Below are 15,227 nucleotides of genomic sequence, written 5' to 3'. Positions count from 1 at the left end.
GAAAGCCGAGGAGAACCCTCCCGTGTCCCGAACCACCCTCCGGCGGGGGGCCGTAGCCGCACTGTGCGCTGCGCTGCTGCCCGTCGTACCGGCGGCCTCCGCGTCCGCCGCGCCCAGACCTCCGTCCCCGCCCTCGGACGCGAAACTCGCCAAGGAGCCGGCCAGGCACGACCTGACCCGTGAGCAGTTCTACTTCGTGCTGCCCGACCGCTTCGCCAACGGGGACACCTCCAACGACCGGGGCGGTCTGACCGGTTCGCGGCTGGAGACCGGCTACGACCCGACGGACAAGGGCTTCTACCAGGGCGGCGACCTCAAGGGCCTCACCCAGCGGCTCGACTACATCAAGGACCTCGGCACCACCGCCATCTGGCTCGCGCCGATCTTCAAGAACCGGCCCGTGCAGGGGACCGGCGACAACGCGTCGGCCGGCTACCACGGCTACTGGATCACCGACTTCACCCAGGTCGACCCGCACTTCGGGACCAACGCCGACCTCACGAAGCTGATCGACAAGGCCCACGGCAAGGGCATGAAGGTCTTCTTCGACGTCATCACCAACCACACCGCCGACACCGTCGACTACGCCGAGAAGAAGTACGGCTACAAGCCCAAGGGAGCCTTCCCGTACCTCGACGAGGACGGCCGTCCGTTCGACGACACCCAGGGCGTCGAGGAGGTGGACGCCGACTCCTTCCCGTACACCCCGGTGAACACTGGGAAGAAGGTCCCCTCCTGGCTCAACGACAGCACGATGTACCACAACCGGGGCGACTCGACCTACGCGGGCGAGTCCACCGAGTACGGCGACTTCTCGGGCCTCGACGACCTGTGGACCGAGCGCCCCGAGGTCGTCTCCGGCATGGAGAAGATCTACGAGAAGTGGGTCCGCGACTTCGACATCGACGGCTTCCGCATCGACACCGTCAAGCACGTCGACCTCGACTTCTGGACCCAGTGGGCCACCGCCCTCGACGACTACGCGGCGAAGCGCGGCCGGGACGACTTCTTCATGTTCGGCGAGGTCTACTCCGCCGACACCGCGATCACCTCGCCCTACGTGACGCGGGGCAGGCTCGACGCGACGCTCGACTTCCCCTTCCAGGAAGCCGCCCGGCAGTACGCCTCCCAGGGCGCCCCCGCCTCGAAGCTCGCCTCGGTCTACGGTGACGACTACCGCTACACCACCGACAAGGCCAACGCCTACGAGCAGGTGACCTTCCTCGGCAACCACGACATGGGCCGCATCGGCACCTTCCTGAAGCAGGACAACCCGAAGGCCGGCGACGCCGAGCTCCTCGACCGCGCACGCCTCGCCAACGAGCTGATGTTCCTCGGCCGCGGCAACCCGGTGATCTACTACGGCGACGAGCAGGGCTACACCGGGGCGGGTGGCGACAAGGACGCCCGCCAGACGATGTTCGCCTCGAAGACCGCCGACTACCTCGACGACGACCAGATCGGCACGGACCGTACGCACGCGACCGACGCGTACGACACGAAGCACCCGCTCTACCGCTCCATAGCGGCCCTCTCGAAGCTCACCCGGGAGCACCCGGCCCTGCGCGACGGCACCCAGACCGAGCGCTACGCGAAGGACTCCGTCCACGCCTTCTCCCGTACGGACACCAAGCGCCCGTACGAATACGTCGTCGCCACCAACAACGCCACCGAGGCGAGGACGGTCGAGGTCGCCACGGAATCGGCCCGCATGAACTTCCGCACGCTGTACGGCGGTTCCGGAACCCTCCGCAGCGGTTCGGACAAGACCGTCAAGGTCACGGTGCCCGCGCTGTCCAGCATCGTCCTCCGCGCAGACAAGCCGCTCGGCGCCCCCGCCGAGAAGCCGTCGGTCACCCTGAAGGCCCCGGCCGCCGGGGCCACCGGCACCGTCGAGCTCAGCGCGGACGTCGACGGCGGAGACCTGAACCGCGTCGTCTTCGCCGCCCAGACCGGCGACGGCAAGTGGGTCACCCTGGGCTCCGCCGACCACGCCCCCTACAAGGTCACCCAGCACCTGGACGAGTCGGTGAAGGCCGGGACCGCGCTGCGCTACAAGGCCGTGGTCGTCGACCGCGCCGGACGCACCGCGAGCGCCCTGGCCTCCACCACAGCGGGCCAGGCACCGCCCACCCCGAAGCCCGTCGCCGTCGAACGCGACCACGCCGTCGTCCACTACAAGCGCGCTGACGGCGACTACGAGGGCTGGCAGCTGAAGTCCGGCGACAGGAGCGCCGACTTCATCGGCCGGGACGCCTACGGAGCATTCGCCTGGATCGACCTCGACGAGGGCGCCTCCTCCGTGCCGTACACGGTCGAGAAGAACGGCACCGCCGACGGTCCCGAGCGCACCGTCGACCTCGCGAGGACCGGCCAGGTCTGGATCGAGCAGGGCAAGGACGACCAGGCCACCGAGGCTCCCGAGGCCCCGCCGCAGGACACCGGCAAGGCCGTCCTCCACTACCACCGCGCCGACGGCGACTACGACGGCTGGGGCCTGCACACCTGGACGGGCGCCGCCGCCCCGACCGACTGGGCCAAGCCGCTGGAGCCCGTGAAGACCGACGCCTACGGCGTGACCTTCGAGGTCCCGCTCACCGAGGGCGCCACCTCGCTCAGCTACATCCTCCACAAGGGGGACGAGAAGGACCTCCCCAGCGACCAGTCCCTCGACATCGCCTCGTACGGGCACGAGGTCTGGATGCTCGGCGGCAAGCCCGGCTACCTGCTGCCGCAGAGCGGCGGGGTGCCCACACCCGACCTCGCCGAGGCCGAGGCCCAGTGGATCGACGAGAACACCGTGGTCTGGAAGGTGAAGGCCACCGACGCCACCAGCCAGCAGCTCGTGTACGCGAAGAACGGCGGCATCTCCGTCGTCGACGGCGCGCTCTCCGACGAGGGTCAGTGGCTCCGGCTCGGCGCCACGGAGCTCACCGACGCACAGAAGGCGAAGTACCCGCACCTCAAGGACTATCCGGCGTTCACGGTCGACACCCGAGACCGGGACAGGGTCCGTGAGTCCCTGCGCGGCCAGCTGATCGCGACCCAGCGCGCCGCTAACGGCGCCCTGCTCGCCGCCACCGGCGTACAGACCGCCGGTGTGCTGGACGAGCTGTACGGCAAGGCCGCGAGCGGCTCCGCCCTCGGCCCCGTCTTCCGTGAGGGCGGCACGACACTCTCCCTCTGGGCGCCCACCGCCCGTACCGTCTCGCTCGAACTCGACGGCAAGAAGGTCCCGATGCGGCGCGACGACCGCACCGGCGTCTGGTCCGTCACCGGCAAGAAGAGCTGGAACGGCAAGCCGTACCGGTACTCCGTCGACGTCTGGGCGCCCACCGTCCAGAAGATGGTCACCAACAAGGTCACCGACCCGTACTCCACCGCGCTGACAGCGGACTCCGCCCGCAGCCTCGTCGTCGACCTCGACGACCCGGAGCTGGCCCCGCGCGGCTGGTCCGCCCTGAAGAAGCCCGCCGCGGTCCCGATGCGCGACGCGCAGATCCAGGAGCTGCACGTCCGCGACTTCTCGATCACGGACACGACCTCGAAGCACCCCGGTGAGTACCTCGCCTTCACCGACACCCGCTCCGACGGGATGAAGCACCTGAAGGAGCTCGCCGGCGCCGGCACCAGCTACGTCCACCTGCTGCCCGCCTTCGACATCGGGACGATCCCCGAGAAGAAGTCCGCACAGCAGAAGCCCGCCTGCGACCTGTCCGTGTACGCGCCCGACTCCGAGGAACAGCAGGCCTGCGTCGCGAAGGCCGCGGCGAAGGACGCCTTCAACTGGGGCTACGACCCGCTGCACTACACGGTGCCCGAGGGCAGCTACGCCTCGGACCCCGACGGGACGAAGCGCACCGTCGAGTTCCGGCAGATGGTCCAGGGGCTCAACGGCGCCGGGCTGCGGACCGTCATGGACGTCGTCTACAACCACACCGTCGCCTCCGGTCAGGACGACAAGTCCGTCCTCGACAAGATCGTGCCCGGCTACTACCAGCGGCTCCTGGAGGACGGTTCCGTCGCCACCTCGACCTGCTGCGCCAACACCGCGCCCGAGAACACCATGATGGGCAAGCTCGTCGTCGACTCGGTCGTCACCTGGGCCAGGGAGTACAAGGTCGACGGCTTCCGCTTCGACCTGATGGGCCACCACCCGAAGGACAACATCCTCGCCGTCCGCGCGGCACTCGACGAGCTGACCCTCGCGAAGGACGGCGTCGACGGGAAGAAGATCATCCTGTACGGCGAGGGCTGGAACTTCGGCGAGATCGCCGACGACGCCCGCTTCGTCCAGGCCACCCAGAAGAACATGGCCGGCACCGGCATCGCCACCTTCTCCGACCGTGCCCGCGACGCCGCGCGCGGCGGCAGCCCCTTCGACGAGGACCCCAGGGTCCAGGGCTTCGCCTCCGGCCTCTACACCGACCCCAACACCTCGGCCGCCAACGGCACCGAGGCCGAACAGAAGGCCCGGCTGCTCCACTACCAGGACCTCGTCAAGGTCGGTCTCACCGGCAGCCTCGCCGACTACACCTTCACCGACACCCAGGGCCGTACGGTCAAGGGCTCGGCCGTCGACTACAACGGTGCCCCCGCCGGATACGCGGCGGAGCCCGGCGACGCGCTGGCCTACGCCGACGCCCACGACAACGAGACCCTCTACGACACCCTCGCCTTCAAGCTCCCCGTCGCCACCTCGGCGGCCGACCGGGCCCGCATGCAGGTCCTGGCGATGGCGACCGCAGCACTCTCGCAGGGACCGTCGCTCTCACAGGCCGGCACCGACCTGCTGCGCTCCAAGTCGCTCGACCGCAACTCCTACGACAGCGGTGACTGGTTCAACGCGCTGCACTGGGACTGCCGCAAGGGCAACGGCTTCGGCCGGGGCCTCCCGCCGGCCGCCGACAACCAGGACAAGTGGACGTACGCCAAGCCGCTGCTGGGCGCCCCGCAGATCACTCCGGGCTGCGCGCAGATCACCGGCGCGTCCGCCGCCTACCAGGACCTGCTCACCATCCGCACCACCGAGAAGGCGTTCGCCCTCACCACCACCGAGCAGGTGCAGCAGACCCTGTCCTTCCCGCTCTCGGGCACGAAGGAGACGCCCGGCGTGATCACCATGCGCCTGGGCGGGCTGGTCGTCGTCATGAACGCCACGCCGGGTACGCAGAGCCAGGACATCCCCGAGCTGGCCGGGAAGGCGTACGCCCTGCACCCCGTCCAGGCGGGCGGCGCGGACGCCACGGTCAAGAAGTCCTCGTACGAAAGGAAGTCGGGCGGCTTCATCGTGCCGGGACGCACGGTCGCCGTGTTCTCCCAGCGCTGACGCACCACTCCCACCGGCCGGTCTCCGGCTCCGTGCCCCTCGGGCCCGGAGCCGGGGCCGGCCGGCCGCGTGTCGCGGGGCTCCCGGTGCCGGCGGCTTCCCTCGTGCGGGCGGGCCTCCCTTGTGCGGGCGGCCCGATCACGCGAAGCTGAGACGTACACGTGCATGCACGTCGTACACGTATACGTACCCGTTCCCGCAACCAGGAGCACTTGATGCCGCAGATCACCGTCGACTACTCGGCCGAGCTCGACGACAGCTTCGACCGCCGCGGCTTCGCGCTGGCCCTGCACCCGCTCGTCGCCGAGACGGTGTCCACCAGGATCCCCGCCTGCAAGACCCGGTTCCGACGGGCCGAGGACTCCGTCGTCGGTGACGCGGCGACGGGCGACGCCATCGTGAACGTCTCGATCGCGATGCTGCCCGGCCGGACCCCCGAGATCAAGGCGCGGCTGACGGAAGCCGTTCTGGAGCTGCTCGCCGGGCACCTGAAGCCCGTCGACGGCCTCACCGTCCACGCCTCCACCGAGGTCCGGGACCTGGACGCGTCCTACCGTAAGGACTGAGGCAGCCGCCGCGGCGGGAGGGCCGGTGCGGCGGGCGCCAGGACCGCGAGCCTGGCGAGCAGTTCGCCGAACGGGCCGTCCGCCGGCTCCTGCGCGAGGACCCGCAGCATGACACCGGCAACCTCCTGGTCGTACGCGGCGCTCACCGCCCCCAGCGCCGCGAAGTCATGCACCAGCTGCAACTCCAGCTCGGCACGCGGAACGCGCTTCCCGTCGAGCCAGAGCAGCGCCGTCGACTCGGCCAGCGACACCCAGGACCGCACCACGAGCTCCAGCCTGGCGGGCGGCGACGGGACGCCCAGGTGCGCGACTATCTGCTCGTACGCCGCCTGCCGTACCCCGTCGACCAGGGCGTTGGCCGCGGACGAACCACCGGCCGGCCCGCCCCTGATCAGCGCGGCGAAGCCCGGACCGTGCTCCTCGACGAAGTCGAAGAACCGGTGCATCACCCGGATCAGCCGCGCGCCGAGGGGCCCTTCGTGTGCCTCCAGGAAGCGGCAGGACAGCTCGTCGGCGGCCCGCTTCAGCGCCGCCTCGTAGAGGCTGCGCTTCCCCGGGAAGTAGTGGTAGACGAGCGGGCGCGAGATGCCGGCCGCCGCCGCGATCTCGTCGATCGACACCTCGTCGGGCGAACGGTGACTGAACAACTCCAGTGCGACGCCGATCAACTGGGCCCTGCGCTCGCCGACACCCATCCTGCGCCGCACCCCGGTCGTCATGGCGGACAGCCTAACCGGGCGGAGGTGGGCGGACCCCTCCCACCTGCCCGTTCCAGGGTGTCCGGCCACCCGGGTTCAGCGGAGGGAACCCACCCGGCTGCCGTCCGTCAGCATCCCGTCGAGCCGTGGCCGGTCGCCCTCCCTGGCGGGCAGCACCATCAGCCGCCCGTTCGTCCGGCCCTCGACACCCCCGGTCGCGGAAAGGGACGCGAACTGCCGTGAGCCCGCGGCCAGTACGTACCACCGCCCGCCGCCCGACCTCCACAGCACGCCCGCCAGCACCCGGGGCCGGCGTATCCCGCAGTCGGGCGAGTCCTCGGCACGGGCAGCGACCGCCCCGGGGGCCCCGGCCCCGCCCGACACCGCGGGCGGGGCCTGGAACTGCGCCAGAACCCTGCTGCCCGTACCCCGCCAGGTCTCCGCCCTGGTGCAGAACCACCGGGCGTTCCCCCCGCCCTCCGGCAACCGCTGCTTCGCGTACGGCCAGGAGTTCACCGACCGTACGCCGTTGGACCGTACCGCCGGCAGCAGGCAGGCGGTACGCGCCCAGCTCTCCCGATCGGCCCTGCCCGACACGTCGTGCGGACCGGCCGGCGGGCCGGAGGTGAGGCGCACGGGGGTGAGCTCCCCGAGGTCCGTCATCAGGCGCACCGCCCTGCCGTCCCGCAGCTCCAGGGCCGGCCAGGACCGGCAGTCCGCCCGGTCCCCGGCCTCCGTATCCGGCTCCGTCAGCGGATCCGTCACCCCGTGACGGTCGCGGGGCAACGGCCGCGCGGCCTCGTGGGGTGCGAGGAGGTCCCGCGCCCCGGCCCGTTCCGTCCAGGGCGCCGTCAGATAGCGGATCCGGCCGGAGCGGCGCTGCACGACCAGCGCTCCGGACGTCACCACGTCCGCGCCGTCCACCCGGGCGAAGTCCAGCGCGGCACCCCCGGACGGGTCGGCGTTGCGCGGCTCCGCGTAGCGCACGACACGCAGGCCGTCGTGGAACAGCACCACGGCCGCCGCGCCGACCTCGCCCGCGTACAGCAGCTGCGGAGGCCCCATCGGCGGGCCGTCGGGCGTTCCGGGTGTCGAGGACGAGACCACCGCCGGGCCGGGCCGCGCCCAGGCGGCGAGGGCGCGCCGCAGCAGACGGGTGTCCCTGGCCCGGTCGCCGCGCGTGGGCCAGACGGTGAAGTCCCTGCGCGTGGAGACCCGCCAGAGTCCCTCCGGTACCCGGAGCAACGCGGCCGGATCCAGGGCCTGCTGAGCCGTGTGATTACGTGAGTAGAGCGGCGCGGAGGCCGCACGGGGGCCACCCAGACCGTCCCCCGGCATCAGCAGCAGGGTCCCGCAGACCAGCAGCGCTCCCGCGCCGGCCAGGAGGGTACGCCCGCGCCGCCGGCGGCGCTCCGCGTCGGTCGGCCTGACCTGCAGCGAGCACGGGTCGAACTCGGGTGAGGCCAGCAGGGAGTGGGACGCCGTGAGCGCGTCGGCCTCCAGGAGCGCCGCTCGCGGGTCCGGGACGCCCGCCGCGTCGAGGACCCGGCACACCTCGGCGTCGTCGAGCCCCTCGAGCCCTCGCAGCACGTGCGCGGCCCGGCAGGGCGCCGACACCTCGGCGAGGGCCTGCTCCAGAGCCAGCTCGTCCGCGCCGCAGGAGTGCGGGAACAGCCGCAGTCCCCACACCAGGGGCAGCAGCGGGGGGAACTGCGCCCGCCGCGGCACGGCGAACCGGAACAACGGCGGCCCCGCCTCCAGGGCGGAACGCAGCAGTCGGAGCCGCACGTTCGCGTACACGCGCCCCGGACCGGCGTCCCGCCCGCCGGCCAGAGCCCGCTGGGTCAGCCAGTGGGCCGACAGCACCCGGCGGTTGCGGCCGAGTGAGGGCGCCAGCACGAGATACGCGATGCGCGCCAGCCGGGCGTAGTGCTCGGCGGGCACGGTCTCGGCCCGCTCCCCGGCGGCCTGCTCCGCGTACGGGCGGCCGGCGGAGGGCGGTACTGCTCGCAGAGGGGGCATGTTCAGCTGAACGAGCGAATGGTGCGATGGTCACTCCGGCGCGCGCGCTCCGGGGCGGGTTGTGCGGTTTCCCCGCGCGAGCCGGGAACACCGGGGCACGATGGCCGCATGGCGGAGCAGCTGGAGTGGCGACGAGGACGGGCCCACCGGACCACCGCGGCCGTGCTCGCGGGGCTCGCCCTGATCACCGCGTGCAGCGGGGGAGCGGACGGCGACGACAGGCCCGCCGTACCACCCACCGCGAGCGGGACCCTGGAGCAGCTCGCCTCCAAGGCGCGGTGCGAGCCGAACGTGCAGACCGACGCCGAGGAGCTCCGGCAGGCCAAATGCACCACGGACGACGGTCGTTACGTGCTGGCCACCTTCGCCACCGACCGTGGCCAGCGGGAGTGGATCAACGAGGCCAACGACTACGGCGGCTCGTACCTGGTCGGCCGGAAGTGGGTCGCGGTCGGTGACGCCGACGTGGTCATGGCGCTGCGCGGCCGGCTCGGGGGGACGGTGGAGACCGCCTCGCGCCACCACTCGGGGAACAGTGGCGGTGGGGGGAGCGAGGAAGGGCACTCCGGTCACCACGGGAGCTGACCGCGCAGGTACGAGGGGCGTGAGCCGGTGCCGGGATCGGCGCGTCAGCGGCACTTGCGTCCGCCGTTGATGCAGCTCACCACCTTCTTCATCAGCTTGTCGTCGAAGACGTTGATGAAGTCACCGTGGTCGGTGACGGGCTTGTGCAGCTGCTCCGGGAAGGAGTCGACCGCGAAGCCGGGGCCCGGCGGGACGTCGTAGACGATGCGCTGGACCAGCTGCGGAACGGCCCTGAATCCGTCCGGGCACCGGCCGTCGTCCTGGGCGAACGCGACGTGGGTGCGGTGGTTGGCGCTGTCGGTGTTCTGCCCGTCCCAGCAGCTCTGGAAGGCGAAGGACCGCACCACCTGGCTGCCCTCGGGACAGATCGGATACTTGTCCGTGAGCTGCCGGTCCTCGAAACCGGTGCAGCTCCAGGAGGCGTGGGCGTTGGCATCGCCGTTGGTGAAGGCCTTGGCGTCCCCTGTGATGATCCGCAGGAATCGCGGCATGGCCGTGACCTTGCCGACGGGGGAGCCCACGAACTTCAGAGTGACCTGGGACGGGGTCTGGATCTCCCCGGTGTTCTGGTCCCTGCCGCCGCCGTCCGCGTCCACGTCGTTCTCGTCCTGACCGTTCTGCAGCCGGAGCACGGGCCAGTAGTACGTGGACCTGTCGCCCTGGTTCCGGCAGGTCGTCTCTCCGCCTGCCAGGTCGTCGTCACCGGCGAACGCGTCCGTTGCCTGGTTGCCGACGTAGTCGTGCATGTGGTGGGCGCCGTTGCTCACCCCGGGGGCGGCGATGACGTTGTCCGGGTTGAACTTCCCGTTCTCGTTACGGCCGCAGTCGGTGGTGAACGTACCCCGGGACGCGCCCCGCCGGTTGCGGGGCCGGTCGGCGTCGGGCCGCACGGATTCGATGTCGACGAAGTCGGCCGCCTCGGGGCCGTTGCCCTGCTCGCCCTGGCCGCCCTCCTGGTCTCCTTCTCCCTGACCGCCGTCCTGCCCTTGGTCCGCGCCCTCGCCGGGATCCTGGCCGCCCTCCCCGCTGTCACCGCCGGATCCGGGGCCGCCGTCCTGGCCGGTGTCGCCGCCGCCCTCGTCGTCGGCGCGCAGGCCGCACCCCGCGAGGCCGTCCAGACCCTGCGGGCGGCTGCCCGCGGCCCGTTCGACGGCGATCCCGATCCGGTCGAGGCTGGCCGCCCGCTCGGCTCTCAACGGACCGAGCACCGCGTTCTCGGCGAGATCCGGGTCCCGTGCGATCCGCTCCTTGCGGTCCGCGAACTGCCGGTAGGCGTCGGTGATCTGCGTATCCATGACGGCCAGTTCACGGTCGACCTCCGGCCGCGCCCGGTCAGGAACGTCGGGAAGGGCGATCCCCGCGTCCGGGCAGTCGATGGTGGACACCTGGCGGGCCGCGTTCCGGGCCTGCTCCGGACGTGAACCGGACCCGCCCTCTCCGGCGCTCGCGTAGACGTTGACGGCGACCAGCCCGCCTCCGCCCAGGATCAGCGCGGCCGCGGCGGCGACGGCCCGGTTGGCCGGTGTCGAACGTTTCTTGCGCGATGTGCGTCCCATGGAACTCCTCCGCTCCGGTGCTTCGAGTCAGAAGCGTGACGTCCCATACGGACCGGCAGCCGTGCCCGTTCAGTCCGGCGGGGAATTCGCGTCGGCGCGTCACACCGGCAGGGCGTCCACAGGCGCGCCCGTCATGCGGCCGGCCGGTGTCGACAAGCTGGAGGGCCTCGGCGGAACGCTCGGTCAGCCCCGGTCGAGGTAGGCGAGGACCGCGAGCACGCGCCGGTTGTCGTCGTCGGACACGGGGAGGCCGAGCTTGCCGAAGATGTTCGAGGTGTGCTTGGCCACCGCCCGCTCCGTGACCACCATCTGCGAGGCGATCGCCACATTCGAACGGCCCTGCGCCATCAGCTCCATGACCTCACGCTCCCGGGGCGTCAGACCGCCCATCGGCGCGTCGGCCGAGCGCCGGGACAGCAACTGCGAGATGACCTGTGGATCCATCGCCGTACCGCCGGCGGCGACCCGGCGCACCGCGTCGATGAACTGGTCGGCGTCGAACACCCGGTCCTTCAGCAGATAGCCGATGCCCCCGTTGCCGTCCGCCAGCAGCTCCCGGGCGTACAGCTGCTCCACGTGCTGCGACAGGACGAGCACCGGCAGCCCCGGCCTGTCGCGGCGTGCGGCCAGCGCGCACTGCAGGCCCTCGTCCGTGTGGGACGGCGGGAGCCGGACGTCGACGACGGCGACGTCCGGCTTCAACTCCGCCAGCGCCCTGGTCAGTTCCGGCCCGCTCTCGACAGCCGCCGCGATCTCGAAGTCGTAGGCTTCGAGCATCCGGACGAGGCCGTCGCGGAGCAGGAAGAGATCTTCGGCTAGGACAACGCGCAAGGGATCTCCATGGTCACCATGGTGGGACCGCCCGCAGGGCTGCTGACGGCCAGTACGCCGTCGAATGTACCCAGTCGACGTTCGATTCCGCTCAGACCCGAGCCGTTTCCGAGCAGGGCACCACCCTTGCCGTCGTCCGTGACGGAGATGCGCAGCGTGCCTTCGGCATGGTGCAGGTCCACCCATACGCGGTCGGCGTCCGCGTGCTTCACCACGTTGGTCAGGGCCTCGCTGACGGCGAAGTACGCAGCCGACTCCACCGGTGCCTCGGCACGGCCCGTGAGCTCCACGGTCACCTCGGACGCGATCGGCATGCGCAGGGCCAGCGCCTTCACCGCGTCCCCGAGCCCGCGTTCGGCGAGCACCGGCGGATGGATGCCCCGCACGAGGTCGCGCAGCTCGGTCAGGGCCTCCGCGGAGGACGCGCGGGCCATCGCCAGCAGCTTCTTCGCCTGCGCCGGGTCCTTCTCGACGAGCGCCTCGATGGTGCCGAGGTTCATACCCATGGCGACCAGGCGGGCCTGCGCCCCGTCGTGCAGATCCCGTTCGATGCGCCGCAGTTCGGACGCCGCGGTGTCCACGGCCTCGTGGCGCGTCTCGGTGAGCCGGTCGATGCGCTGCGCGAGTTCACCCGGGGCGGGCGACAGCGCCGACCGGGCGAGCACGAAGTGCAGCCGCAGCAAGGGCCTGCTCGCCCACATCGCCGCGACGAAGATCGCGACGCCGAGCGCCGCGGCTGCCAGACCGGTCGCCTGGCTGCTGACCGGCACGAAGCCGTACCAGTACGTGCTGTCCTCGAACACCCGCCACAGCCCCGCCGCAAGGACGAGCCCTTCCAGCGGGTAGACCAGCAGCGCGAAGGTGAGGACCAGCAGCACGTATCCCGCCGTCATGTCGAGCAGCAGCCACCGCAGGTCCCGCCAGGTCGCGGGGTCCTTCAGCAGGAGCGTGGTGCGCTCGACCTGTCCGGTGAAGCCGGTGCGCAGATCCTTCGGGAACGGCCGGTAGGGGACTGGGATGCGGATGCCCGACCAGGACCCGGCGAGGCGCCGCCGCTGATCGGCGTGCTTGCGCACCGCCTCCATGAGCGGCGGCGTGGTGACCAGCCCGACACCCAGCAGGATGACGGTGATCGAGAGGAGCGACAGGACGAGGAGGGCGGCCGAACCCGCGATGCTCACGAACGAGAGGACGAACGCACGCCCACCGGTCAGCAGCGCGGCCCGTACCCGGGACTGTGCCCATTGCATGATCGTCTCTCCCCTCACCGGGCCCACGTCGGTTCCCGTTCGACGCCCAGTCTCGCCTGTGGGAGGGGACCACCGTCAGCCGTTCCGCCACCCGACGGGGGGTGTACCTGGCACCACCCCCGGAACGGCGGGAGGCCCCGGGACGGGCCCCGGGGCCTGCTGTGCGAACGGTGCGTGATCAGGGCGCGTACTTGTAGCCCACGCGCCGCACGGTCTGGATCGACCGGCGGTGCTCGGCGCCCAGCTTGCGGCGCAGCCGGGCCACGTGGACGTCGACGGTGCGCCCGTCGCCCACGTGCCCGTAACCCCAGACCGTCGTCACGAGCTGATCGCGGGTGTGCACCCGGTGCGGGTGCGCCACCAGGTGCGCCAGCAGCTCGAATTCGAGGTACGTGAGATCGAGGGTGACGCCGTCCACGGCGGCGGTGCGCCGCGTGGAGTCGATCTGGACGGGCCCGCCCGCCGGAGCGTCGGCCTCCGGCGCCGGCACGAACTCCCGGTGCTGGGCGGACGCCACGGCCCCGGCGAGCGCGGGCTGCTGGTCGGCGGGCACGAGCACCAGGTAGCCGACCATCGGAGGCCTGCCCGGCAGTGCCGGAAGCGTGTGCCGGGGCGCGGGCAGCCAGGTGGCGCCCGGCGGCAGGAAGCCGGCCACGTCCGGGAGTTCGGCGACCTCGTCACGGTCGACGGCACGCAGCCGGGGGCGGTTGGGGGACAGGGTGTTGCGGGCGGTGGTGGTGGCCGCAGCGGACACCGCGGGCGCCGCGGTGGCGGCGGACGCGGTGGAGAAGGTACTGGTGTTCGCCATGAGGGTCAGCTCTTTCGCGCGAGGAGTCGTCGAGGACGTACGTCGTGCGCGCGGGCCGAAGGCCGGGATGAGGCGGCTTTAGAGGGCCTGCGCGTTCCACGCGCGGCAACACACCCGGTCGAAGTCATGATGCTGACGAGAGGGCCAGAACGGCTCGAGGTCGCTGCGACCCGACGCGGTGTACTGGAAGCTGGCCATGTCCCCATTGAAGCAGAGATCCGGGCCGCGCAGCAGGGTTCTCTCACCCGTCGATACGGACCACTGTGTCAGGTTCCTCACCATCCCCTCCCGTAGCCGCCGTTCCCGGCCGTTCACGCGTGCTCCCGGGCGCCGCCCGGCCGTGGCGACGGCCGGGCACGCCGAAGGGGCGCCCGTGTGCGGACGCCCCTTCGTACCGAGCCGGTGACGGATCAGACCTGGCCGGCCTTCTCCAGCGCGGTGCAGCAGGTGTCGACGATCAGCCGCGTGACCACGTACGGGTCGACGTTGGCGTTCGGGCGACGGTCCTCGATGTAGCCCTTCTGGTCCTGCTCGACCTGCCACGGGATGCGGACCGAGGCGCCGCGGTTGGAGACGCCGTAGCTGTACTCGTTCCACGGGGCGGTCTCGTGCAGACCGGTCAGGCGGTCGTCGATGCCCGCGCCGTAGTTCTTGACGTGGTCCATCGGCTTCGAGCCCTCACCGAGCGACTCGGCCGCGGTGATGATGGCCTCGTAGCCCTCGCGCATGGCCTTGGTGGAGAAGTTGGTGTGCGCGCCCGCGCCGTTCCAGTCGCCCTTGACCGGCTTCGGGTCCAGGGTCGCGGAGACGTTGAAGTCCTCGGCGGTGCGGTACAGCAGCCAGCGGGCGACCCACAGGTGGTCCGAGACCTCCAGCGGGGAGACCGGGCCGACCTGGAACTCCCACTGGCCGGGCATGACCTCGGCGTTGATGCCGGAGATGGCGAGGCCCGCCTTGAGGCAGTTGTCCAGGTGCTTCTCGACGATGTCGCGGCCGAAGATCTCGTCGGAGCCCACGCCGCAGTAGTAGCCGCCCTGCGCGGCCGGGAAGCCGCCCTCGGGGAAGCCGAGCGGACGGTGTCCGTCGAAGAAGGTGTACTCCTGCTCGATGCCGAAGATCGGCTCCTGGCCCGCGAACTGCTCGGAGACGGGACGCAGCGAAGCGCGGGTGTTCGACTCGTGCGGAGTCATGTCGATGTTGAAGACCTCGCAGAGGACGAGGATGTCGTCACCGCCGCGGATCGGGTCCGGACACGTGAAGACCGGCTTCAGGACCCGGTCGGAGGCGTGGCCCTCGGCCTGGTTGGTGCTCGAACCGTCGAAGCCCCAGATGGGCAGATCCGCCACGTCCTGCGCGGGGCTGCCGGCCATGATCTTCGTCTTCGAACGAAGCTTGGCGGTCGGCTCGGTGCCGTCGATCCAGATGTACTCAGCCTTGAACGTCACGGACGCCATCCTTTGCGGGTGCTGCGGTCTATGGTGCGCAGCTTCGCAAGGTGCGATTTCCCGACCGTTGCCCGAATGTGAACCCCGTGTTACCGAGGTTTCCCGAGGGTGTCGGACGGCAGGTCCACACCGCCCGG

The 15,227-nt window shown here is 71.3% G+C and carries 10 protein-coding genes; 3 read left to right on the top strand and 7 right to left on the bottom strand.

The window, feature by feature from the left end; all coding sequences use genetic code 11:
• The first annotated feature begins 22 nt into the window (after positions 1-22).
• The gene (gene pulA / locus HED23_RS25940) at positions 23-5,329 is read left to right on the top strand and encodes a pullulanase-type alpha-1,6-glucosidase (protein WP_203185792.1); all 5,307 of its coding nucleotides are present in this window, start codon (positions 23-25) and stop codon (positions 5,327-5,329) included.
• A 215-nt stretch (positions 5,330-5,544) separates the two neighbouring features.
• On the top strand, positions 5,545-5,895 hold the full coding sequence (locus HED23_RS25935; RefSeq protein WP_203185791.1) for a 5-carboxymethyl-2-hydroxymuconate Delta-isomerase: 351 nt from the start codon (positions 5,545-5,547) through the stop codon (positions 5,893-5,895).
• Here HED23_RS25935 and HED23_RS25930 read toward each other — a convergent pair.
• Positions 5,880-6,614 carry a TetR/AcrR family transcriptional regulator gene (locus HED23_RS25930; protein WP_203185790.1) on the bottom strand — a complete coding sequence of 245 codons (735 nt, stop codon included), beginning with the start codon at positions 6,612-6,614 and terminating at the stop codon, positions 5,880-5,882. The two genes, HED23_RS25935 and HED23_RS25930, sit on opposite strands and share 16 nt — an antisense overlap.
• Positions 6,615-6,689: 75 nt before the next feature.
• Positions 6,690-8,615, bottom strand: coding sequence for a hypothetical protein (locus tag HED23_RS25925; protein ID WP_203185789.1), 1,926 nt, complete (start codon positions 8,613-8,615; stop codon positions 6,690-6,692).
• A gap of 108 nt (positions 8,616-8,723) precedes the next feature.
• Between HED23_RS25925 and HED23_RS25920 the strand changes: the two genes are divergently transcribed.
• Positions 8,724-9,200, top strand: coding sequence for a hypothetical protein (locus tag HED23_RS25920; protein WP_203185788.1), 477 nt, complete (start codon positions 8,724-8,726; stop codon positions 9,198-9,200).
• A 44-nt stretch (positions 9,201-9,244) separates the two neighbouring features.
• On the opposite strand, the gene HED23_RS25915 is transcribed toward HED23_RS25920, so the two are convergent.
• The 5 genes from HED23_RS25915 to glnII form a co-directional block, all read right to left on the bottom strand.
• A complete protein-coding gene (locus tag HED23_RS25915) occupies positions 9,245-10,756 on the bottom strand; it encodes a DUF1996 domain-containing protein (protein ID WP_203185787.1) in 1,512 nt (503 codons plus the stop codon).
• 183 nt (positions 10,757-10,939) lie between these two features.
• On the bottom strand, positions 10,940-11,587 hold the full coding sequence (locus HED23_RS25910) for a LuxR C-terminal-related transcriptional regulator (protein WP_203185786.1): 648 nt from the start codon (positions 11,585-11,587) through the stop codon (positions 10,940-10,942).
• Positions 11,572-12,837 carry a sensor histidine kinase gene (locus HED23_RS25905; RefSeq protein ID WP_203185785.1) on the bottom strand — a complete coding sequence of 422 codons (1,266 nt, stop codon included), beginning with the start codon at positions 12,835-12,837 and terminating at the stop codon, positions 11,572-11,574. The genes HED23_RS25910 and HED23_RS25905 overlap by 16 nt, the downstream gene beginning before the upstream one ends.
• Positions 12,838-13,015: 178 nt before the next feature.
• Positions 13,016-13,645: a winged helix-turn-helix domain-containing protein gene (locus HED23_RS25900; RefSeq protein WP_203185784.1), complete on the bottom strand. Its 630-nt coding sequence runs from the start codon at positions 13,643-13,645 to the stop codon at positions 13,016-13,018.
• A gap of 410 nt (positions 13,646-14,055) precedes the next feature.
• Positions 14,056-15,090, bottom strand: coding sequence for a glutamine synthetase (gene glnII, locus HED23_RS25895; protein ID WP_203185783.1), 1,035 nt, complete (start codon positions 15,088-15,090; stop codon positions 14,056-14,058).
• Positions 15,091-15,227 lie beyond the last annotated feature (137 nt).

The sequence above is a fragment of the Streptomyces pratensis genome (assembly GCF_016804005.1).
GTDB classification, from domain to species: domain Bacteria; phylum Actinomycetota; class Actinomycetes; order Streptomycetales; family Streptomycetaceae; genus Streptomyces; species Streptomyces pratensis_A.
The sequence above is the reverse complement of the archived record's forward strand: the minus strand, read 5'-3'. Positions and strand labels throughout refer to the sequence as shown.